26 protein-coding genes are annotated in these 23106 nt (G+C 43.8%); 9 read left to right on the plus strand and 17 right to left on the minus strand.

Annotation, left to right across the window (positions count from 1 at the left end; translation table 11 throughout):
- Positions 1–4 precede the first annotated feature (4 nt).
- From NPE20_RS07640 to NPE20_RS07685, 10 genes are all read right to left on the minus strand, one after another.
- Positions 5–967 carry a hypothetical protein gene (locus tag NPE20_RS07640; protein ID WP_256538022.1) on the minus strand — a complete coding sequence of 321 codons (963 nt, stop codon included), beginning with the start codon at positions 965–967 and terminating at the stop codon, positions 5–7.
- A gap of 7 nt (positions 968–974) precedes the next feature.
- Positions 975–2105, minus strand: coding sequence for a toxic anion resistance protein (locus NPE20_RS07645; RefSeq protein ID WP_256538023.1), 1131 nt, complete (start codon positions 2103–2105; stop codon positions 975–977).
- 112 nt (positions 2106–2217) lie between these two features.
- A complete protein-coding gene (locus NPE20_RS07650) occupies positions 2218–2832 on the minus strand; it encodes a TerD family protein (RefSeq protein WP_256538024.1) in 615 nt (204 codons plus the stop codon).
- Between the two features lie 12 nt (positions 2833–2844).
- Positions 2845–3399 (minus strand): TerD family protein, encoded by a 555-nt coding sequence (locus NPE20_RS07655; protein WP_256538025.1) that lies wholly within the window; start codon positions 3397–3399, stop codon positions 2845–2847.
- Complete coding sequence (locus NPE20_RS07660) at positions 3389–4237, minus strand: phosphoribosyltransferase family protein (RefSeq protein WP_256538026.1); 849 nt, start codon at positions 4235–4237, stop codon at positions 3389–3391. Before NPE20_RS07660 ends, NPE20_RS07655 begins: the two co-directional genes overlap by 11 nt.
- The gene (locus tag NPE20_RS07665; protein ID WP_256538027.1) at positions 4237–4935 is read right to left on the minus strand and encodes an HAD family hydrolase; all 699 of its coding nucleotides are present in this window, start codon (positions 4933–4935) and stop codon (positions 4237–4239) included. Before NPE20_RS07665 ends, NPE20_RS07660 begins: the two co-directional genes overlap by 1 nt.
- A gap of 117 nt (positions 4936–5052) precedes the next feature.
- A complete protein-coding gene (locus NPE20_RS07670) occupies positions 5053–5874 on the minus strand; it encodes an N-acetylmuramoyl-L-alanine amidase family protein (RefSeq protein WP_256538028.1) in 822 nt (273 codons plus the stop codon).
- Positions 5875–6007: 133 nt separating this feature from the next.
- A complete protein-coding gene (locus NPE20_RS07675; protein WP_256538029.1) occupies positions 6008–6460 on the minus strand; it encodes a Fur family transcriptional regulator in 453 nt (150 codons plus the stop codon).
- Between the two features lie 34 nt (positions 6461–6494).
- Entirely contained in the window at positions 6495–6935 is a 441-nt protein-coding gene (locus tag NPE20_RS07680) for a MerC domain-containing protein (protein WP_256538030.1), read from the minus strand.
- Between the two features lie 67 nt (positions 6936–7002).
- The gene (locus NPE20_RS07685) at positions 7003–7476 is read right to left on the minus strand and encodes an inorganic diphosphatase (protein ID WP_256538031.1); all 474 of its coding nucleotides are present in this window, start codon (positions 7474–7476) and stop codon (positions 7003–7005) included.
- A gap of 565 nt (positions 7477–8041) precedes the next feature.
- Between NPE20_RS07685 and NPE20_RS07690 the strand changes: the two genes are divergently transcribed.
- The 7 genes from NPE20_RS07690 (at position 8042) to NPE20_RS07720 (ending at position 15122) form a co-directional block, all read left to right on the plus strand.
- A complete protein-coding gene (locus NPE20_RS07690) occupies positions 8042–8725 on the plus strand; it encodes a GDSL-type esterase/lipase family protein (protein ID WP_256538032.1) in 684 nt (227 codons plus the stop codon).
- 22 nt (positions 8726–8747) lie between these two features.
- Positions 8748–9839: a Gfo/Idh/MocA family protein gene (locus NPE20_RS07695; RefSeq protein ID WP_256538033.1), complete on the plus strand. Its 1092-nt coding sequence runs from the start codon at positions 8748–8750 to the stop codon at positions 9837–9839.
- 4 nt (positions 9840–9843) lie between these two features.
- Positions 9844–10578, plus strand: coding sequence for a 6-phosphogluconolactonase (locus NPE20_RS07700; protein ID WP_256538034.1), 735 nt, complete (start codon positions 9844–9846; stop codon positions 10576–10578).
- 2 nt (positions 10579–10580) lie between these two features.
- Positions 10581–11678, plus strand: coding sequence for a PfkB family carbohydrate kinase (locus NPE20_RS07705; RefSeq protein ID WP_256538035.1), 1098 nt, complete (start codon positions 10581–10583; stop codon positions 11676–11678).
- Between the two features lie 291 nt (positions 11679–11969).
- Complete coding sequence (locus NPE20_RS07710; RefSeq protein ID WP_256538036.1) at positions 11970–13697, plus strand: GMC oxidoreductase; 1728 nt, start codon at positions 11970–11972, stop codon at positions 13695–13697.
- 11 nt (positions 13698–13708) lie between these two features.
- Positions 13709–14452 (plus strand): 3-keto-disaccharide hydrolase, encoded by a 744-nt coding sequence (locus tag NPE20_RS07715; protein WP_256538037.1) that lies wholly within the window; start codon positions 13709–13711, stop codon positions 14450–14452.
- 277 nt (positions 14453–14729) lie between these two features.
- Positions 14730–15122 carry a group III truncated hemoglobin gene (locus tag NPE20_RS07720; protein ID WP_256538038.1) on the plus strand — a complete coding sequence of 131 codons (393 nt, stop codon included), beginning with the start codon at positions 14730–14732 and terminating at the stop codon, positions 15120–15122.
- Between the two features lie 8 nt (positions 15123–15130).
- Here NPE20_RS07720 and NPE20_RS07725 read toward each other — a convergent pair whose 3' ends face one another.
- The gene (locus NPE20_RS07725; protein ID WP_256538039.1) at positions 15131–15940 is read right to left on the minus strand and encodes an SDR family oxidoreductase; all 810 of its coding nucleotides are present in this window, start codon (positions 15938–15940) and stop codon (positions 15131–15133) included.
- A gap of 63 nt (positions 15941–16003) precedes the next feature.
- Between NPE20_RS07725 and NPE20_RS07730 the strand changes: the two genes are divergently transcribed.
- Entirely contained in the window at positions 16004–16651 is a 648-nt protein-coding gene (locus NPE20_RS07730; RefSeq protein WP_256538675.1) for a YceH family protein, read from the plus strand.
- Here NPE20_RS07730 and NPE20_RS07735 read toward each other — a convergent pair.
- The 3 genes from NPE20_RS07735 to kduI are packed head-to-tail and all read right to left on the minus strand — an operon-like array spanning position 16644 to position 18922.
- A complete protein-coding gene (locus tag NPE20_RS07735; RefSeq protein WP_256538040.1) occupies positions 16644–17243 on the minus strand; it encodes a TMEM175 family protein in 600 nt (199 codons plus the stop codon). The genes NPE20_RS07730 and NPE20_RS07735 overlap by 8 nt on opposite strands.
- Positions 17244–17271: 28 nt before the next feature.
- Positions 17272–18087, minus strand: coding sequence for an SDR family oxidoreductase (locus tag NPE20_RS07740; protein ID WP_256538041.1), 816 nt, complete (start codon positions 18085–18087; stop codon positions 17272–17274).
- Between the two features lie 4 nt (positions 18088–18091).
- The gene (gene kduI / locus NPE20_RS07745; RefSeq protein WP_256538042.1) at positions 18092–18922 is read right to left on the minus strand and encodes a 5-dehydro-4-deoxy-D-glucuronate isomerase; all 831 of its coding nucleotides are present in this window, start codon (positions 18920–18922) and stop codon (positions 18092–18094) included.
- 70 nt (positions 18923–18992) lie between these two features.
- Between kduI and NPE20_RS07750 the strand changes: the two genes are divergently transcribed.
- On the plus strand, positions 18993–19607 hold the full coding sequence (locus tag NPE20_RS07750; RefSeq protein WP_256538043.1) for a NanQ anomerase/TabA/YiaL family protein: 615 nt from the start codon (positions 18993–18995) through the stop codon (positions 19605–19607).
- Here NPE20_RS07750 and NPE20_RS07755 read toward each other — a convergent pair whose 3' ends face one another.
- The 3 genes from NPE20_RS07755 to NPE20_RS07765 are packed head-to-tail and all read right to left on the minus strand — an operon-like array spanning position 19608 to position 23088.
- Entirely contained in the window at positions 19608–20819 is a 1212-nt protein-coding gene (locus NPE20_RS07755) for a glycoside hydrolase family 88 protein (RefSeq protein WP_256538044.1), read from the minus strand.
- A 4-nt stretch (positions 20820–20823) separates the two neighbouring features.
- Positions 20824–22287: a phytoene desaturase family protein gene (locus NPE20_RS07760; RefSeq protein ID WP_256538045.1), complete on the minus strand. Its 1464-nt coding sequence runs from the start codon at positions 22285–22287 to the stop codon at positions 20824–20826.
- Between the two features lie 9 nt (positions 22288–22296).
- Complete coding sequence (locus tag NPE20_RS07765) at positions 22297–23088, minus strand: NIPSNAP family protein (protein ID WP_256538046.1); 792 nt, start codon at positions 23086–23088, stop codon at positions 22297–22299.
- Between the last annotated feature and the right edge of the window lie 18 nt (positions 23089–23106).

Below are 23106 nucleotides of genomic sequence, written 5' to 3' on the forward strand. Positions count from 1 at the left end.
GGGTTTATATTATATCTGTATTTAACATGGTTTTCAAAATATTAGCCTGAACATCAAACGCGTTCATGTGCGCTAAAAAGTTCACATCGGCTATTTTCTTATAGTCTTCAGCCAAAAGGGCTGTAATATTTTCGGGCAGGTTAGTTTTCATTAAACCGGCTTTGCCCGTTAGCTGTACATTTTTGTCGCGTAATTCGCGCATCATTCTTTCCCTTTTAGATACGGTGTTCTTCAGGTCAAGGTCGCCCAGTTTTGCTACATCGCAAAATAACAGGGTATTGTTAAGCGGCGAAAATAAGAAGTACTTATTAATATCGGCAAACTTATAAACTTCCAGTATAATATCATTTGCCCGCACGCCGCAGTAAAACGATATCCTAAAATCGTACTTGCATAAGGTCCCCATCAGCTTACGCTGAATGGTGGCATATTCGTTCGAGTAAACCTCGGCCGGGTTATATTTTAGCAGATCGTAAACCAGCTCGGTTGAGATACTAAAAAAGTAATCGCCCGAAAAATGCGCGCTAAACCTGTTAATGTTCCCTGCAAACGGATAATCCGACGAGTTATCTGATAATACCTGGAACAATTTACGTAACGACTGGCTCATTTTTAGCGCCTGCCTTTGCTTATCGTTCTCGTAGTTCTGCTCGGTATAAACCGAACCTTCCATTTGCTCTATCAGCTGGTTATTCAACGATACCTCATCAAGCAGCAGATCGACCTGGGCCTCGTTGTTCTTCTTAATTTTTTTAAGCAGATCAATAAGGGTGGAAGTAAACTGGAGATGAAACATCTCCAGTTGGTTAATGTCAAGATCGGGATTGGTTTGAAACAGCTGGTGCAGCACCTGGGTACGCAGGTAAATCTTAAAAATTACATCGTTATTAAAAAACACGGATAACAGCTGTAGTTTGCTGATAACCCGTGTCGATGCATTTAATATGTTTAGCCTGTTTTCATCCATATGCCGGTTAACGTGTATTGGTTACATTCTTCTTTAGTTCGGTTTCTAAAGTTTGTAACTCAGTATTAAGCGTTCTCCTGTTTTGTGTCCCCTCGTCATGGATCCTTTTCACCTCGGTTAAAGTTTCAATTAACGATTGTGTGGTGCGTTTTAAAGTATCCAAAGATACCACTGTTTTCTCATTTTCGCGGGCTACATCAATACTGTTTGTTTTTAACAGCTCGGCATTTTTAAGCAAAATAGTATTTGTGGTATCCGAGATCTTTTTCTGCATCTCCACATTGGCCTTTTGCCTGTTTAACGCTACAGCAATGGTTAGCTGGTTTTTCCAAACCGGGATGGTGGTTGACACAATAGACTGGGCCTTCTCGGCAATGGTGGTATTGTTATTTTGTACCACACGGATCTGCGCCAACGATTGCAGCATAATAAAGCGCACCACTTTTAAATCGGCCAAACGTTTATCCAATCGGTTCACATAATCGCGCAGGTCGGCAATTTCGTAATCCTGGTAGGCAGATGGGTTGCCATCCATCGCCGCTAACTGCTCGTTCAGTTCCTTATATTTTAACTGGCCGGCAATGATTAGTTCTTCCATTTGATGGATGTAGTCTACATTGCTATCAAACATGGTTTGCAGCGATGCATTATCCTTAATGGAATTTACGCGGCCTGCTTTTATTTTATTGGTGATCTTATCAACGTTATTAACCACCAGGTCATATTTGGCAAACATCTTTTTTGTATCCATAACCAGGGTACGCAAAATTGGGATGCGCGATAAAACCCTTACAAAAGCGTTTTGCTCCAGTTCGTCAACATCAATATAATTCAACTCGTGCAGCAGATCGGTAATTAAAGTACCTACCTCGCCCGAGTCGAACGTCCTTACCGAGGTAAGGAAGGTATTGCTGTAACGCTCCATCGAGGCTTGCACATCCGTACCGTAGTTCAAAATAGAGTTTACATCAGCGGGGTTTAAGTCTTTACCCTTTTCGCTGTATTTTTTTACTTCATCGGGTGTAATGTTGGTTAAGTCAACATTGCCTTCCTTATCAAGTTTAACCGGGGTGGTACTACCTGCTGCCGGTGTAGCATTGGTTGGTTCGGCACCCTCATTGGTTAGGTTGGTTTCCATATATCTTGTTTTTAAAAATGTGTTTGGCCTCACCCTGCCCTCTCCAAAGGAGAGGGTTCTAAAAAATTATCTTAAAGCCCCTCTCCAAAGGAGAGGGGCTGGGGAGAGGCTATTATAAATAATTACGCATTACCGTGTTCACGGTTTCTTCCAGTTTCCTGTCTTTGGTGGGCTCGCCAATAGCGTTGAATTTCCATTCCCCGTTTTTAACATAAAATACACCCATAACCATCGAAACGTGGCCTTTAAACTCCGAACCGTTAGCGATATCATATTTAGCAAAAACTTCGTTCACTCGTTTTGGTGTACCCTCGTATATGCGGATAGATGCAAACGGGATAGTGCCAAAATCTTGCCCCCTGAAGCTGTTCAACACAAAAGCAACGTGTTTAACCGCCGGGTTAAGACTGCCAAGGTCAAGTGTAATTACTTCATTATCTAAACCGTCATCGCCGCCCATATCACCGGTAAGGTCGTCACCGCTATGCCTTACAGCCTGGTCTTTTGATTTTAGGTTGCCGAAGTAAACCACATCCATCAGTTTTTTATTCTCGTCGAACAAAGCGCAGCTGGCGTCAAGGTCAACCGCTTCTTTAGTTCCGCCAAAGCCAAATAAACCTTTCTTTTCTATAGCGCCCCAGTTTATACCTACGCAAACGTTTTGCAATTTGCTGCCGTTGGTTTTTTCAAGGCTTATACGTTGCCCTTTTTGAAGATTAATTGCCATAATATTTTCGGTTTAGTTGTATTTGTTTAAATAATCTTGCAGGCCGCCTTTCATACCGGCGCCCACTGCTTCAAATTTCCATTTGTTATCGCGTTTATAAATACGGCCAAACTCAACGGCAGTCTCGATAGAGAAATCCTCTTCCAGCTCATATTTTAAAACATCAGTATTGGTAGCCGCGTCAAAAACCCTTACGAAAGAGTTTCTTACCTGGCCAAAATTTTGGCGGCGGCTTTCTGCCTCGTGTATAGTTACCACAACGCAAATTTCGGTAGCGCGCGGGTCAATTACAGTAAGGTCGATCTTTATTTGCTCATCGTCGCCATCGCCGGCACCGGTAAGGTTATCACCAGTGTGCTCAACAGCGCCATCGGGTGTTTTAAGGTTGTTATAAAACACAAAATGCTCGTCGCTCAGGATCTTTTTATTATCGCCCAATATAAAAACAGATGCATCCAGGTCAAAAGCCGTACCTGTTGATGAGGTGTTGGTATCCCAGCCTAAGCCTATAGTAAATTTAGGGGCATCAATAGCCTCACGTTGCCCTTTTTGAAGGTTAATTGCCATATTGAATTAGTTTATAATTATCTAAAAATAAAAGTTTTTTTATAAAGTTAAGGTTTTGCTCATACGCCTCAATAGTATGGTATCCGTTGCCCAAAGCCATGTTATACAACAGGGCTACAAACGCTGTTGGTTGGTTTTCAATGAATACGCAAAAGCCATCAAAACTATAGTTTAATATGTATTTTACAATACGTGTATTAATACAAAAATTGCCGCTTTTTATTATCCCATCCAAATCAAATATCGATTTTACATGATGATAATTCAGATAGTTCTCTACATTAGGATGGATATCCTTGTTGATCAGCTCGGCAAAGTACAGCATGTGTATATCGTTGCTTAAGCCGTAAGCATTAACCATTTTCATGATCATGCGTTCGTGACTGCCGGTAATGCGGATATCATCTAAAAATAGCAGCGTTTTATCCGTCAGGAAATCTTTATCGATATGGAACTGGTCGTTACCTATCAGGCTCATTCTTTGCTCGGCATTCAGCTCGCCGTAATCTTCCTTATAGGTTATGGTACGGTGTACTTTGGTTTCCTGCACTACAGGTAAACCTTGTTCTGCCAGCCAATGGTTAAGGCGATAAACAAACCAATCTTTCATGGCGAAGGTAGCCGTTGGGATAAAGGAGTATGGACTGGAGATAACCACTATTTGTTTAGTAATGGGGTTATCTGACAGGTATTCGTTTATAAAACCATCGGCCAGTGCGGTACCAAAATTTTTAGATACCGCGCCATCGCCAAACTTAAAGCGGCTATAATCATCCGCATCAAAGCCAAAGCTGGTATCGTGGTGTATATGGTGTAACGAATATGTGGTAGATATCATTAGCTTATAAGGCTTAAAATAGTGTTATTGTTCGAGTTTATAAGCAGGGAACTGATGCCTGTTTCGCTGGCAGGTTTTATATCATTTTTAGGGTTATCGCCAATATGGATAATACTATTTAACGGAATATTTTTACCCACATTACATATATCTATATTATTCAACATCACTTTAAAAAATTCGTGGTTTGGTTTTGACAGGCCTGCCTCGTCAGAGTATAGCTGAAAATCGAAATAGTTATCAAGCCCGTAAAGCGCTAATACCTTTCGTAATGTTTCCCCGGTGATGTATCCTGTATTGCTCAACAAACTAAAAGTTGCTCCGCTTTTTTGTTTTAGATGATGCAACACCTCAATTGTTACATCAGCGTACATCATCGGCGGGTGTTTAAACAACAGTTCCTCCATTTGCAGGTGCAGGGCATTATAATCAATGTCGTCAATATTCAATCTGTCGCCGTTAATGAGGCTGATCACCATCAGGTACATTTCGTCGGCATCAATGTTCTTTCCCGTTTTTTCGTTAACAGCATTACACATCAGATCTACCTGTCTGAAGATCTTGCTGATATCATCAACCGATTTGCCTGTGTTATTAAAATTTTGATGGAAAAAGTGGGCGCGCTGTATTTTAAATTCCGGGTCAGATTTGATGAGCGTTAACCACAGATCAAACGAATAGTGCTGATAATAAAACATTAGTAGATGTATACGGTTTATGATTGGCCCCTAACTGGCGGGCCAATCTTAAACTAATATATACCTTTTGTGCAACTAATTTATAAAACTACAATAAAGTTTATGTTAAGAAACAGCTTATTGGATAGTTAGCGCGGTACGATAAGCTATTATTGAACGAATGATGGTTTGCACTATTTGTTGTTGCCCTTCTTCCGAGTTTAGAAACGTTTCTTCATCAGGGTTATTGATAAAACCGGTTTCTATCAAAACAGCCGGCATGGCACTGTTAGCCAATACATATAAACCTTGTTCGCGTACGCCAAGTGAGGATCGGCCATCTGTTTCGGTAAACTCCTGGTTTAGCAGCTCGCCAAATTTGATGCTTTGCTTGCGGTATTTTTTTGTAAAGGCATCTAGGATGATAGCGTTTGCAGGATCTGTAGCATCTAAGGCCTGGTATTTCTCCTTGTAATCGTTTTCTATGAGGATGGATGCGTTCTCGCGCATGGCTTCCAGTTGCTCTCTTACCCGGTGTAACCCATAAACCAACAGCATTACACCGTTTTGCTTATGCTCCCGATAGGCGTTCCCTTCGGCAGATGAATTACAGTGAATAGATATAAAGAGATTACCCTGCGCTTTATTAGCAATGGCCGATCGCCTGTTTAGCTCAATAAAAGTATCGTCGGTACGGGTCATAACGGCTGTCAAATCTGGCAATTGCGCCTGGATAGCGGCCTGCAGTTTTTGGGCTATAGCCAACGTAACATTTTTTTCGTGCGAAAAAGCGCCATGCGCACCGCCATCTTTACCACCATGCCCGGCATCAATAATAACCGTCTTGAGTTTAAAGCCCGTGCTTTTTATAGTATCTGCCGCAGGCGTGAACGAGCACAGCAACATGTAGAAAGATATAGCGCTGAAAGTAAATATCAGTCTTAAATATTTTTGATCCATTTATATTATTAGGGAACGCGAATTTAACTATCAGTGTATTAGTCTGCAAAAATAATTACAGCTATTATTTGTTGGACTATAGTAATTCGCCATAGATTAATACTAAAAAACGAAGCAATGTAGTTGCAATAAGTTAATTAACTTTTGCCGTGCCCTTTTTACTGCACTTAGGGCAAAGGCCCGATGCATATATTGTAAAAGCCTGTGGTTCAAAGCCGGCAGGCAGGGTTAGCTTTGGTATATTCAGTTCATTTAAGCAGTAAACATTTTTACATGCAGTACAGTTAAAATGCAGGTGTTCGTCGTGGTGGTGGTTTTCCTGGCAGTCCGAATGGCAAACCGCGTAGTTAGCCGTGCCATTAAGGTCGAAAACTTTATGGATGATGCCTTTCTCCTCAAAAACGTTTAAAATGCGATATAGGGTAACCCGGTCAATATCGTTCATCACACTCTCCAGGTCGGGCTGTGAAGTAGCGGTATTTTTTGAATACATCATGGACAGTACCCTTAACCGCGGGGCAGTTTTTTTAAGATTATGCTTTTGCAGCATATCTTCAAACTGGTAGTTACTTTTTACTTGTGCCATATAAACTATAGTCAAAAATCAAACAAATAATTAATTAAGCGGCCTTTTGTTCGTCATGCTCGTGTGCATGCTTCAGGTGAAAAAAGCTATCGCCCGCTTTGCATGTGCCCGCGTACTTGTAATTTACAAAATGCGCTGCAGCTATCATAAGCCCACCTATGGGTACAACAATTGCCTCAATCCAGCCTGTTATAAACAAGTGCCCAATAATAATAGTTATAAAGCCGCCGATTAATAAAGCTAAAGGTAAAATGCGGTGGTGCTCTTTAAAATAAGAATTACCGATAGAGGAGATCCCTACCACAAGGGCTATGATTATCATGATCCACTCTACCCAGGGGTTGGCCAAAAAACCCAGGCCCACTAAAGGCAAGCTGGTAAAAAACACAGGTACCGCCGCGCAATGTATAGCGCATAAGGTTGACGCTGTCATTCCTACGTTATCCAGTTTTATAGCTTTTAATCGTGAGATCATGCTGCAAAGATAAATATAAATGCAACATTATTGTATTTAGAAATGTTTGCGGTTTGTAAAGAGATCGCTATCCATTGATCATTTGGTAGGCCTCTTCTGCATTTACTCTTTCAAGTATTTCAAACTTTTTACCAGCCTGCTCATTATAGTTTTTAAAAAAACTTTCCAGCTGGGTAATAATGCCATCCGGCAATTGCACAAGCGAGTTTACCTCTTTAAACAATTGCGATACCTCGGGCACAACAAAATAACGGTCGTTACGCATAGTGCTGCCATCGCGCTCGGTTTGGTTTACCTTGATGGCTCCAATTACGCGACAATCCATGCAACAACCCGGGAAGGTAGCAATTTCAGATATCACAATAACATCCAGCGGATCGCCGTCACCGCCTTTTGTATCCGGTATAAACCCAAAATCAAATGGGAACACCATACCCACAGGTAATACTTTCTTCAGCTTAAAGCACTTCAACTCGGGCTCATAATCGTATTTATGGCCACTCCCCTTTGGGGTTTCTATAATTACAGTAATAGATTCCATTTAATTGGGTTAGATTTTGTTTACTAACAATAGTTTTGAGTGTAGTGTTTTATCGATATAAAGTCTGAACCGGGATTTGTGGGATTTATACGATTGACAGGATTTCTTTTCTTCCCCGTGTCGGCAAAACAGCTTCGGGCGAAAGCGGGCAGAACAATGGTAGCCTCGTGGGCGGCAAGGGCATAGGAAATTTTGCTGAAGCACAGGCAATGAGCGAACGCAGTGGGGCAAAAGATTCCAGCCCGTGGTTCTGCCCGGTTTGCAGAGCAAAGGCCTTGTGCGGCAAAAGAAGCCTTTTTGCCGACTTGATTTTTGGTTACTTTGTATCAAGACAAAGTAACAGCCATCCCGCGGCAATTGAGCGGGCCAATTAATAGCTCACACTAAACATGAGAGATGCCGAAATAATTCGGCATGATGACTGGGTGGTTGCCTATCGGGAATTGCTTTGCTCCTCGCAACAACGAGGGAATAAAAAGTGTTGAAAAATTCCATAATCTTATCAATCTTTTTAATCCCCCCCCCTCAAGAATTATTGTATTTTTAACGGCCAAGTAAACAAATTATGAAATACATTTTGCTGTTGTTGCTATTCCCAGTTTTCGCGTATGCGCAAAAAAGGCCATCTAATCAAAGCCTGTTTGATACTATCCCTTTCATCCCTGATCATACAATTGAGCGCCTGGAAATATTCAAAAAACAACCGGTAACAAAAGGCGGCATCATCTTTTTGGGCAACAGCATTACCGAAATGGGTAACTGGGCAAAGCTGTTGAACGATACCACCGTGCTAAACCGCGGCATTGGCGGCGATATTACCTACGGCGTACTTAAACGACTGGACGACATAATTAACCGCCAGCCAAAAAAGCTTTTTATTTTGCTGGGGATAAATGACATTGGCAAGGATATCCCCGAGTCTGTTATCGCCTATAATTATTTCAAGATCATTAAACAGGTAAAAGAAAAAAGCCCGGCTACCACAATTTATGTGCAAAGCATTTTACCGCTAAACCCCACTTTAAATAATTTCCCGCAGCATTATGATAAGGGCGAGCACATCCCCCGGGTAAATGCCATGCTTAAAGCCAATGCTGCAATTATGGGTTATACCTATATCAACTTGCAGCCGCTGTTTGTTGATGCTCAAAACAGATTGGATGCAAAGTACACCTACGAAGGCCTGCATCTAAAACCCGAAGCTTATGTAGTTTGGGTGGCCTATCTTAAAAAAATGAAATATCTGTAATACCTATTATACAATTTACACCATGACAAGAACCAAAGTTGCCATACTGGGCGCCGGATTTATATCAGACATACACGTAGAATCGTACCATCGCTTTATCCCCGAGGCCGAGATTGTAGCGGTTTATGCCCGTAATCTTGATAAAGCAAAAGCCTTTGCCGAAAAGCACCACATCCCCGCATATTTTGATGATATAGACCAGCTATTGACACAAACCGATTGTGAGGTGATAGACATTTGTATCCCCAACTACCTGCACGCCGGTGCAACTATTAAAGCGGCCAACGCAGGCAAGCACGTTATCATTGAAAAACCGCTGGCTGTTACTTTAGAGGAAGCTGACGATATGATCGCCGCTTGCAAGGTCAACAATGTAAAGCTGATGTATGCCGAAGAACTTTGCTTCGCACCCAAATATGAGCGTGCAAGGCAGGTAGTAAAAGAGGGTGCTGTTGGCGAAGTGTACATGCTTAAACAAGCAGAAAAGCACTCGGGCCCGCATACCGATTGGTTCTATGATATTAACCTGGCCGGTGGCGGCGTACTCATGGATATGGGTTGCCATGCTATGGGCTGGTTCCGCTGGATGCTGGGCAACGCCAAGGTAAAAAGTGTGTATGCTACCATGGATACCGTTTTCCATACCGGCCGTACTAAGGGCGAAGATAATGCCGTAGTGATTGTGGAGTTTGAAAATGGTGTTACCTGTGTTGCCGAAGATAGCTGGGCCAAACATGGTGGTATGGACGACCGCTGCGAGATCTACGGTAAAGGCGGTGTTATTTATGCCGATCTGTTTATGGGTAGCTCGGCCCTGACTTACAGTCGCGAAGGGTACGGTTACGCCATGGAAAAGGCCGATACCTCTGCAGGATGGAGCTTTACCATTTTTGAGGAAGTGTTTAACCAGGGTTACCCGCACGAATTAAAACACTTTATTGAGTGTGTACGCGAAGATAAAACACCACTGGTAACCGGCGAAGATGGCCGCGCTGTACTGGAAATGCTGTATGCAGCCTATGCATCTGCCGGGCAAGGTAAAAAGATAAGCCTGCCATTTCATCCAAAAGTAGACCGCCCCATTGACCTATGGCTTAACGCGAAACAAGACTAAAATCATGAAAATAGCAATATACGATACCTACGACGCGATGTCGAAAGCGGCAGCCGAACTGGTTGCACAACAACTGGCAGAAAAGCCCGCCTCTGTATTATGTGTTCCTTCGGGCGATTCACCTACCGGCACATTAAATTACTTGGTAAATTGGGCAAACGAAGGCAAACTAGACCTGAGCCAATGCCATTTTGTTGGCCTTGATGAATGGGTAGGCATGGACGAGAATGATGTAGGCAGCTGTAAATATTACCTGAAGCACAACTTTTTTGATAAGCTGAATACCAAACTAACCAATGTTACCTTGTTTGATGCCAAAGCCGCCGATCTTGACGCGGAATGCGAGCGGATCAACAAGTTCATCAACAGCAAAGGCGGTTTAGATATTATGATGGTAGGCATCGGCATGAACGGCCACCTTGGCCTTAACGAGCCCGGTACCGATTTTAACCTGTACGCCCACCACTCTGCATTAGACCCGGTTACTATACAAGTTGGTCAAAAGTATTTTCAACAGGAAACTAAACTAACAGAGGGCATTACACTTGGTTTAAGGCACCTGTCGGAAGCGGGCAAAGCAGTATTGATAGCATCCGGTGGAAAAAAAGCGGCTATTATCCACGAAAGCTTACAGGGAACAGTGAGTACAGATATCCCCGCATCTATCCTGCAAAAACTGCCTAATGCTGTGATTTTGCTTGATAAAGATGCCGCATCCCAACTGGAACATGCTTCCTGATCATGAAAGAAAAGCTAAAACAAATCCAGGAGCATTTGCAAAACGCCCCGGCATTGCTGGCCAATAAAAAAGTGGCCGCCGGGTTTGATGGTTTTGTAGATTCTATTGTAAAGGTTGTTAACTACAAGTCTGACGATGCAGGTACGGTTTTCTTCCGCACCATCAGCGAATTTGGTGGCTACATCAGCGGCAAAAGTGGCTCGGGTTTCAGTTTGGAGAGCGAAGAACTGGTGCAGAAACTTGGTGGCAATATGCCCATTATGGCCAATGCATTGGCAGGTATGGGGGCTGGTGTAGATTGTGTTGGCGCTTTTGGTGTACCTACGGTTGCGCCCGCCTTCGCGGGGATGCACGCAAATTGCAATCTGCACAGCTTTACTAATCCCGGTTTTACCACTGCTATGGAATTTGCCGATGGCAAAATTATGCTGGCTCAAATGACCGATCTGAACCATTCTAATTGGAATACCATTAAACAAACCATCGGCCTTGAAAGACTAAGGGAAATATTTACCAGTGCCAACCTTATCTGCCTGGTCAACTGGAGCGAGCTTGACCATTCCAACAATATATGGCAAGGATTGCTGAATGATGTGTTAGCCGATAAAGCAATTCAGCAAGACCAGCAATTCTTTTTTGACCTGTCCGACTGTTCTAAACGCCGTGCCGAGGCCATTAGTTCGGCCATAAAGCTTATTGAACAATTCGGCACTCATGGTAAAGTAACGCTTAGTTTGAACAGGAACGAGGCTAATATTCTGTATAAAACATTCTTTAATGACACCCCTACTGCCGATCTGCAGGCAACAGGTAACAAACTTTTTACGCGCCTAAATATCGATACGCTGATCATCCATAATTCGAAAATTTCGGTAGCGTGGGATAGTGATGGCATATATGTAAACGAACCCGTTTTTATTGCCGAACCAAAGATATCTACCGGTGCCGGCGATAATTTTAACGCCGGTTACTGTATGGGCAAACTGCTGGGGCTGGATGCTGAAGCTTCCCTGATAATGGCTAATGCTATATCTAACATTTATATAAATACAGGAGAAAGCCCTGGAATTGAGGCTTTAAGCGCTTACTTTTCAGCGTAAAGCTTTGGTATCCTCACCGAAACAAGAATAAAGTTCATTGCCGTTGACTTCAGTCAACGGATAGCAACAAGCCTGAATTGGCTTTAGCAAACTTAAGGGATGCGGCTAAAGCCTTCTTTCTGACTTCCTCATCCGTCCCATAAATGGGACGGCAATGATGTTTGTTGTTAAATCTTGTATACAAGCTGTTGGTAGTGGTTATAGGCGATTCCAAAAGTCGTTTTTAGAAGCAGGCGTTTACTTTTCCAAAAAAATTATCCCATCTTTATAATACCAACAATTATAAACTTCATGTCAGTAAATTCTCCAGATACAACCTCGGGCAGTACTGCCACGAACACATTTGATGCTATTGTTATTGGCTCGGGCATTAGTGGTGGCTGGGCTGCCAAAGAGCTTTGCGAACAGGGTATGAAAACCCTTGTTTTAGAGCGTGGCCGCGATGTAAAACACTTAAAAGATTACCCAACTGCTACCACCCCAGCATGGGATTTTAAATACCGCGGGCGTATGAGCGCGGAGTTTTATAAAGAGAACCCGCTCATTACAAAAGCGGCCGGTTTCGGCGATGATTGCGACCATTTCTTTATCAAAGATGCCGACCACCCATATGTACAGGAAAAACCTTTTGAGTGGATCCGCGGCTACCAGGTTGGGGGTAAATCATTAACCTGGGGGCGTGCAACACAACGCTGGAGCGAGTTTGAGTTTACCGCGCCGGAGCGTTTTGGTTACGGCATCGGCTGGCCAATTGGCTATAAAGATGTTGCACCGTGGTACTCGCATGTAGAAAAATTCATTGGCATCTGCGGTAGCAAAGATGGTTTAGAAGCTATGCCCGATGGTGAGTTTCAGCTACCGTTTGAAATGAACGTGCCGCTGCAACATATCAAACAATCGTTAAAAGATAATTATACCGACCGCCACCTGGTGCATGCCCGCTGGGCGCACCTCACCGAACCCCAACAGGTACACCTTGACCAGGGCCGTGGCAAGTGCCAGGCCCGTAATATGTGTATGCGCGGTTGTCCGTTTGGCGGCTATTTTAGTTCCGTAAGCTCCACCCTACCCTGGGCAGAAAAAACCGGTAACCTTACTGTGCGTCCGCATTCTGTTGTGCACTCAATTATTTACGATGAAAAGTTGGGTAAGGCAACCGGTGTCAGGATCATAGATGCCAATACTAAAGAAGCCATCGACTATCATGCTAAGGTGATATTTATGAATGCCTCGGCTTTGAATACTAACCTGATACTACTCAACTCAAAATCAAACCGGTTCCCAAATGGTTTGGGTAATGATAGTGGTATGCTGGGCAAATACATCGCCTTTCATAACTACCGGGCATCGGTATCCGGCACTTTAGATGGTTACCTGGATAAATACTATTTCGGCCGCAACCCTACCGACCTGATACTGGTAAATTACCGTAACCTGCACAAGCGTGACACTAATTACTTTGGCGGTTACACCACCTTCATGAATGCTTACCGCGAACAGCATCCTGCCGATAGCGTGGAGGGGCAAGTGGGCACGCAATACAAGGACGACCTGTGCGAACCGGGTGGCTGGCATGTATTTGCCTATCTGCAAGGGGAAACCGTCCCGGTAGAAAGTAACCACGTGCGCCTGAGCGAAACCGAAAAAGACCAATGGGGTATTCCGTTGTTAGTTACTTCGGTAGAGTATCATCCAAACGATGACCTGATGACAGAAGACTTTTTAACCCAAACCGCCGAAATGTTAGAAAAGGCCGGTGTTAAAAACATCAGCAAATACAATAACAAACAGGCACCGGGACTGGATATCCACGAAATGGGTGGTGTACGTATGGGTAAAGACCCAAAAACATCATTACTAAACGCGAATAACCAGCTGCACGCTTGCAAAAACGTATTTGTTACCGATGGCGCCTGTATGACCAGCACCGGTAATCAAAGTCCGTCGATATTGTATATGGCGCTTACTGCAAGGGCGGCGATTTTCGCGGTTAACGAGATCAAAAAAGGTAACCTATAAAAACAACATTAATGAGAAAACGAACTTTTTTATTGCTTGCTGCCATTGCGATGAGCGCTTGCAATTCATCTGAAAAGAAAGCGGATAATTCAAAGGACAGCATTAATGCCTCCGAAATAAAACCGGGCGAATGGATAGCCCTGCTTAATGGTAAATCATTAGATGCCTGGCATGCTTACGGGAAGGGCGCGGTTGGCAAATCATGGAAAATGGAAGACGGCGTATTGCACCTTGATGCCTCCAAAAAAGCCGACTGGCAAAGCGCTGACGGCGGCGATATTGTGACCAATGATGAGTACGAAAACTTTGACCTGAAAGTGGAATGGAAAATATCGCGGGCAGGCAATAGCGGTATTATGTTTTATGTGCACGAGGATACCACCAACTACAAATATCCTTGGCAAACCGGCCCCGAAACACAAGTGGCCGATAATAAAGAGAACGAAGATGGCAAGCTGATCAGGCACCGCGCCGGCGATTTGTACGATCTGATATCCATATCAAAAGAAGTGGTAAAACCTGCCGGCGAATGGAACAAAACCGAAGTTATAGCCAACAATGGCAAGCTTGATATTTTAGTGAACGACGAAAAGGTATTATCAACCACCCTATGGGACGATAACTGGAAAAAACTGGTTGCCGGCAGTAAATTTAAAGAATGGCCCGGCTTTGGCACTTACAAAAAAGGCCACATAGCTCTGCAAGATCACGGCGCCGATGTATGGTTCAGGAATGTGGAGATAAAAAAGTTATAAGTTGGCTTTACTTATTCTTTACCCCCTTTGTGCCTTGCATGGAGGGGGTTGTTTTTTTCCCGTATGTAACAAATCCCTCCCAAAGGAGGGGTGCGGCTGGAATGTGTAGTAGCAGGGAGGGGTTTATTCGCCTGCTTTACGCCGAAACCCCTTCCTCCTCCTTCCCAAGGGAAGGAATCGCTCATGCCTCCGCTTTTTCACCATCGCCACATAGCAAATTGACTTTCTTCGGACTTACCCGCTACGCCTTTTTTAACTTATTCCTTATCTTTGCACAATGCAATCGCGCCAGGAAATATTGACCATTGACGATATCAAACTGCTTGTTGATACCTTTTACCAAAGGATACAAACGGATGAATTGCTGGGGCCGATATTTAACGAGCGCATACAGGACAAGTGGCCAGTCCATCTCGAAAAAATGTACCGCTTTTGGCAAACGGTTTTATTAGAGGAATACACTTATAATGGGGCGCCTTTTCCTCCTCATGCAAAATTACCCGTTGGCCCCGAACACTTCGCTCACTGGCTGGAACTATTTACCAAAACAATAGATGAACTCTTCACCGGCGATAAAGCCGACGAAGCAAAATGGCGCGCAGGTAAAATGGCAACCATGTTTATGGCTAAAATAGAATACTTCAAAAATAACCCGCTGAATATTTTATAGATCGGTTATTACTGGGCGAACCAATCGTACCAATTTTCTATTTGATACTTATACCCCAATACACTTTCCACGTTCAGGCTCGATATAATTTTCCATTCCTTCAATTCAGGCAAAAACTCTGGTATAACTAATCCCGATTTAGCGGCAGCCTGCGTATAAAATGCAAATTTTGGCGGGTGGTGCGGTGTACACGCGTTAAATGTATAGCCGAAGGCATCTTTATCCAATATGGCCAGCGTAAGTCCGACACAGTCATCCTGGTGGATCATATTAACCGGTGCCAGTCCGTTTGGTATGTCTTTCTTCCCGGCGAAGAACCTGCCCGGGTCACGACCGGGGCCAATCAATCCGCCGAAACGAATAATGGTGGTTTTAAAAGCGGTTTGTTGCCTAAAAAGTTCTTCGGCTTCAAAAAGTATTACACCCGAAGCCGTATCCGGTTTAGGATCGGTTAGTTCGTTTACCTCTTTATTCTGATCTGCATATACCCCTGTAGAGCTGATGAGGATAACCTTTTTAACTCCATGCTGATGAATAGCATTAATAACCCGCTGTAATTTTGATGCATACTCCGCCCCTTCGCCCGAACGGCTTTTGGGCGGGATAGAGATCACCAATACGTCGCAGGCAAAAAATTGAGGATCGTATGTTATGTGATCGACTGATAGGTTAATAAGAAAGGGGGTGATGCCCCCGGCTGTAAGGGTTGCCAGTTTATCTGCAGATGTAGTAGAACCGTTAACCGCGACGCCATTGGCTACAAGCGTTTTTGCCAGCGCCATTCCATACCATCCGCAACCTAAAATACTAACCGTCATATTTGAGCGAAGATAACGAGCTGAAATGGAACACTAAAACAAAAACCAATGTTATATTTGTGCATGGATACTCCGCAAACTTTACCTGTTTTAACCGATACCGAACTGCGTGTGCTTGGCTCGCTGATGGAAAAAAGCAAAACCACACCAGATTATTACCCCATGACCCTCAATGGCCTCACTGCAGCCTGTAACCAGAAAACTGCCCGCAGGCCGGTAGTTGATTATGACGAAAACACGGTAATGCTTGCGCTGGATACACTAAAGCGTAAGGGGTTGATATCCACAGCAACAGGCGGAAGCAGCAGGGCTACAAAGTACAAGCATAACTTTGGTATTGTATTCCCCGTAGTGCCATCAGAAGTAGCGGTGATATGCCTTTTAATACTTCGCGGACCACAAACGCCGGGCGAGATCAATACCAATTCGGGCAGGTTATATGAGTTTGAAGACCTGGACGAGGTGCAGGCTATGCTGGAGAAACTGGCAGGCGGCGACATGCCATACGTATTGCAGTTACCTAAACGCCCGGGGCAAAAAGAAGTACGTTACCGCCATCTTTTAGGCGGAACTATTGTTGAAGATGATACGCAGGATGAACCATCCCGCCGCGCATCAACATCTGAACTGGAAGAACGCCTGAGCAAGGTTGAAAGCGAACTGGCCGAACTAAAGGAAGCTTTTGATAACCTGATGAAAGAGCTTAGCTAAGATGGTGGCCGCCATTTTCTTCGGATAGTTTGCGCTCGATCCGTTTGTCGGGTACAAGCCATATCAGTGCAACTATGAAGTACATGCCAAAGGCTATCCACGAATGGATGAAGGATACCACGATGGCCGCTGCATAGATCCCTGCAGATATTTTCCCCTTAGTGTCGCTGCCTATGGCACGCGCCAGTACAGAATTTTCGCCATGATGCCTAACAAGTATACTTATCAATATTAGATATGCTATCGAATTCATAATAAGCACTATCCCATAACAGATAACCGGCAATTGGGCAAAGTGGTTCTCGCCCATCCAGGCTGTTACAAATGGTATCAGCGATAACCAAAACAGCAAAAACAGATTGGCCCATAAAATACTCCCGTTAACCGACTTAGCCGCATGCAGCATATGGTGGTGGTTATTCCAGTATATCCCAACGTAAATAAAACTGAGCACATAACTCAAAAATACAGGCCCAAGGTGGCGTAAAGCTTCCCAGCTGGCATCGTGCGGTACCTTAAGTTCCAGTACCATAATAGTGATGATGATGGCGATAACCCCATCGCTAAATGCCTCTAAACGTCCTTTGCCCATTATTAACCTCTTTTTAATTTTTATCTGATTATACGCCGCCAAATATAGAAAACCCGCCATCTACGCAGATCATTGACCCGGTTACAAATGCCGAGGCATCGCTAAGCAGCCAAACCAGCGCGCCAATCAATTCATCCGGATGGCCAAAACGTTTAAATGGTGTGTTTTTGATCACCAGTTCGCCACGTGTGGTGTAGCCGCCATCCGGGATGGTTAACAAATTGCGGTTCTGTTCGGTCAGGAAAAACCCGGGGGCTAAAGCATTCATGCGGATAGCATCGCCGTAACGGTTGGCCAGCTCTACCGCGAACCACTGTGTATAGCAATCAACCGCGGCCTTACCCATATTATAGCCCAATACTTTTGTAATGGCCCTTTTTGAGTTCATGGAAGATATATTTACAATACTTCCCTTCCCTGTTTTGGCAATGGCTTTGCCAAAAATCTGCGTAGGGATAAGCGTGCCCCACAAGTTCAGGTCGGTCACTTTCTTCATCCCCGCTAATTTCATCGAAAAAATATCTTCTTCGGGTTGTAGCACACCTTCGGGCATGTTACCACCCGCGGCGTTTACAAGTCCATCTAAGCGGCCAAACTTATCAAGCAATAAGGTTCTGGCAGCTATCAATTCGGTTTCGTTCATGGCATCGGCTACTAAAGCCAGTGCTTTACCTCCGTTTTTGTTAATGGCATCCGCCCTTTCTTCGGCAATTTGCCTGTTACGGCCTAATATACCCACCGCGCCACCGGCCTCAACAATACCGTTAACAAATGAATTACCTAAAATACCGGTACCGCCGGTTACTACTATAACTTTGCCTGCTAAAGAAAATTTATCGCTCATTGTGTTATTTAATATCAGTTATTGTAATGGCATCCATATCGGTATAATCTAAATTTTCGCCTGCCATGCCCCAAATAAAACTATAGCTTGCCGTGCCATTACCCGCATGAATACTCCATGGCGGCGAAACTACGGCTTCATAATTATCTATCACAATATGCCGGGTATCCTGCCCCTCGCCCATGTAATGAAATATCCGTTGTCCGGCAGGCAGGTCAAAATAGAAATAAGCTTCCATTCTCCTGTCATGCACATGCGGCGGCATGGTGTTCCATACGCTACCTTCGCGCAAAATGGTAAGGCCCATAACCAACTGGCAGCTTTGTATACCTTCCGCATGGATGTATTTATTTATCACCCGTACATTAGCCATTGAGGTAGTACCTGCATTTACTTTTGCGGCCTCGCTGTACCCCATTCTTGTGGTGGGGTATGTGGCATGAGCCGGTGCCGACAATATGTAGAATACCGCGGGCTGTGCAGCATCCTTACTTGAAAAGCTAACTTCCTTAACGCCCTTACCTATATACAGGCAATCCAGTTTATTTATCGCATAGGTTTGTCCATCGGCGGTTATCTCGCCATCGCCGGCAACGTTTATAATTCCTATTTCCCTGCGTTCTAAAAAATATTCGGCACGCAGGTTTGGGTAATTTGGTAGTGATATTTTTTCGGTAGTTGGGTTAGCTGCACCAATCACCATCCTGTCGTAATGGGTGTAAACCAGGTTTACCTGATTGGACTGTACCAGCTTATCCATTAAAAACCTCTCCCTTATCTTTTCGGTTTGGTAGGTTTTAAAGTCTTCGGGATGTACACTTTGTAATACTTTCAAGGCAGATATTATTTATATTTATACTTTAATAAACCAGCCTGTGAAGGCACCATATTATAAAATCTAAACTATGAAACATTTATCAGCATACAAAAGCCTGTGCCTGCTAATTGCATTTTTACTTACAAACAGCCTTTGCATAGCGCAGCAAACTAAATGGACTGATAAAAACGCGAACGAATTATACAATAGCTATGCCCTTGCAATCGGGACAAAAATAAAAGCGCATGCGCCTGTTGATGTAATTGCCTTTGCCAAACAATACGAAACAAATAAAGCTGCATGGGATAAAGCTGCCGCGTTTATACACGACCGCAACCTGCAGATGATGGCACCCGGCAAATACCCTATTGACGGGGATAATGTTTATGCTATTATAACCGAAGGCCCGCCCAAACAACTTGACACCGCGGGCTGGGAAGGCCACAGAAAATATGCCGACCTGCATTATGTGATAAAAGGGAAAGAAAAAATTGGACTTGTTACTGTGGATGTTTTAAAAGTAACCAAGCCTTACGACGAAACAAAAGATGTAGAGAATTACTACACCAACGGAAAGTTTTATACGGCAACACCAAATAACTTTTTCATATTTCTACCCAGCGATATCCATCAGGCCAATATGAGTGCAGGCGGAAACAACCCGGTAAAGAAACTGGTTATCAAGATAAGGGTGGTTAAATAATTATTTTACAGCGAATGCCTGGTACCTTTTCATTGCTTCCACAAAATAGTAATCGGCATAGGTAAGTGGTACATCAATTTCTGTCCCGGCAGGGAAATGACCAACACTGTGTTGCAGAATAAAACCACCATTAGTGCCGGGTTCTGCCTTATAAGCAGGCGACGACAATGTTCTGATGATAGATTGCGCCGTATTAAAATATCTTAAACCATCGGTTTTGTTTGTGTACCTGCAAAGTTCCAGTAATGCCGAAGCCATTATAGCACCGGCAGATGCATCGCGCAGCGCGTTGGGGATATTGGTAGCATTAAAATCCCAATAAGGAATTTTATCAGCCGGAAGGTTAGGGTTGTTCAATACAAATTTGGCAATGTTGTTAGCCTGATCCAGGTATTTTTTATCCTTTGTTTCGCGATACATAACGGTAAATCCGTACAAGCCCCATACCTGCCCCCTTGCCCATGCCGATTCATTTGCGAAACCCTGCGCGGTCTTCTTTTCTTTTACAGCACCTGTTTCGGCATCATAATTAATAACGTGATAGGAGCTATAATCTGGCCGGTAATGATTTTTAATGGTAGTGTTGGCGTGTGTTACGGCTATCTTATAAAAGCTGGAATCTCCGGTTTCTTTAGTAGCCCAAAACAGTAGCTCCAGGTTCATCATATTATCAATGATCACCAAAAAGTCGGATGGTTTTGAATCCCATGATTTGATGGTACCGGTTTTGGGATTAAAACGTGTAGACAGCGATTTGGCGCTATTCAATAAGATCTGTTTGTACTCTGGCGATGGATTAAGCTTGTTGGCGTTGCCGAAACTGCAATACATCATAAAGCCCAGATCGTGGGTGTGGGTATTGTATTGCTCTTTGGCTAAAGTGGCCAGCATTATATCAGCCTCGGTTAACAGGGCTTTGTCGTGATTTTCTTCGTAGATATTCAACAGCGTACCGGGATAAAAACCGCTGCACCACCATCCCGAATTACTATTTTCCTGCTTATTTGTTTCCGGGTGATAGGCTTTGGGAAACTCGCCGGGTTTTAAATTTTTCGCCAATACTTTGTACTGTGCATCGGCATCAGCAAAATTCTTTTTTATCGTGGCCAATAAGCCGGGCTGTGGGGTAAATTTATTTTTTTGCTGCGCGATACCGGGCAGGCTAATGATCAAAAACAATGCTGAGATGCAGGTAAGGCTTTTCAGTTTCATTCAATTATTTTTCTGCCCGATTCAGGCTATCCACTTTAATGTCAAATATATCATTTAGCGCTTTTTTTGCGGCATAGTACCCGCACATACCGTGCACACCACCACCCGGCGGCGTTGAGGCTGAGCAGATATACATACCTTTCTCTGAGGTTTTATATGGCGAGTAACGTAAGGCCGGCCTGGTAAACAACTGCCCCAGGTCTATCACACCGCCGTTGATATCCCCACCGATATAGTTGGGATTGTATTCTTCCATCTGCACGGTGTCCATAGTATGTTTTGCCAGAATAACATCCCTGAAACCCGGCGCGTAACGTTCTATTTGCTTTTCAATAGCATCTGTCATATTCCTGGTAGAACCGCCGGGTACGTGGCAATATGCCCATGCCGTATGTTTGCCTTTTGGCGCGCGCGTTTCATCAAACAAACTTTGCTGCGCCAGTAACACAAAAGGTTTATCGGGGTGCTTGCCGTTCCAGGTTTGCTGTTCGGCATCGCGGATCTCGTTCAGGGTGTTCCCTATATGCACCGTGCCGGCTTTTTTACAAGCTTCGGAACTGAAAGGGATGGCTTCATCTAAAGCCCAGTCTATTTTATAAACGCCCAAACCATAGCGGTAACGTTCTAACTGCCATTTGTAAATAGATGAGAATTTATGCCCGGCTATTTGCAGTAGTTGTTTTGGTGTGATATCAAACAAAACAGCGTGCGTTGATGGCAGTTCCTCTAATGATTTTACATATGTATTCGTTTCTATCTTTCCACCTAACGATACAAAATAAGCTGCCAGCGCATTGGCTATATTATTGGAGCCGCCTTTTGGTACAGGCCAGCCCTGCAGGTGCCCGGCAGCCATCAGCACCATTGCAATTGCCGACGTAGCCATATTGGTTAGGGGCTGCATAGCGTGTGCTGCCATGCCGGCAAGCAAGGCTTTTCCCTGTTTAGTTTTAAACTTATTGGCTAATAAGGTTGCGGGTTTTATAGCGTTTAGCCCAAAGCTTGCCAGGGCCAATGGGTGTTTTGGAAAATGCAGCGGCCCTAAAACATCGGCATCAATTAAAGGCCAATTTTTAGTTACCGATCGCATTAAATTGCGGTAAGTATTTTCATCGGCACCCAGGTGGAGTGCTGTTTCATCAATACTCCGGCATAAAACTGCAGAATTAGCATGCTCTAATGGGTGAGCGGCCTCAATTTCGGGGTAAATATAATTAAGGCCAAAATTGGCTAATGGCAAAGTTTTAAAATATGGCGACGCGGCAGCCAAGGGGTGTATAGCCGAACAAATATCATGTTTAAACCCGGGCAAGGTAAGTTCCGCCGTGCGCAGGCCGCCCCCTATTTCGCTTTTGGCTTCGAGCAGTAAAACTGATAAGCCGTTTTGCTGCATCAATATAGCAGCAGCTAACCCGTTGGGGCCAGAACCTACTATAATTGCATCAAAATCTCGCTTATCAGGAACCATAATTATGATTTAAAAGTCTGAGTAATCTGTAGGATATAAAAATGTGATATCTCCTTTAGATACATTATTTTGAAACTCTTTCCTGCCCGAAAGGTCTTTCCATTGTGCATCTTTTCCAAAAGCATCCCAATGTTTATCCCTATCTGCTTTATCGTTAAATGTGGTTAAATACATCAGGTTAGGCATATGACTACCCGCAATAACGTTGCCATAAAATACCGGATTAAAACCCAACCTGTCGAACAGGTCGGTTTCGCCACTGTTGAACATGCGTACTTTATTAAAGTTCAAAGCCTCTGTCGGGCTCTCGTAACTGCGCAATTCGTATACACGTTTAGCCCTTTCACCAGTTAGTTTTATAGCAAGGGGTTGCGGGCGGGTTACGAATGCGGTAAGTATAATGGTTTCAATTCTGCTATAGGGCGCTTTATTATAGGCGGCATTAGTATAGTCCTGACTATTAGTCGCAAAGCTATTAGATTCCTCTGCCGAAGCATTAAAGGTCTCTATGCTTTTCCAGTTTTTAAACGGGATAAAAACGTAGATGCACCTATCGGCTGTATCTGTTTCAACCGGCTTAAAAACACCAACATTGGTAATTCCCTTCTTGTGTAACAAAGGCAGGTAAGCCGTTTTAAGATAATTATCAAGGGTATTTTCCTGTGCCTGGGTTTTAAAGTGATAGATCTTTATCTGGTAGTAATACCCACCGTTTGCAGCTTTAGCCAACAAAGAAAAATGAGACAAAATTAGCAACAGTATTATTCCCGCGGAGCGGAACAGTTTTTTATTTAAGAACATAGTGGTAATTTTTTAGGG

The sequence above is a fragment of the Mucilaginibacter aquariorum genome, from assembly GCF_024498135.1.
Taxonomy (GTDB): Bacteria; Bacteroidota; Bacteroidia; order Sphingobacteriales; family Sphingobacteriaceae; genus Mucilaginibacter; species Mucilaginibacter aquariorum.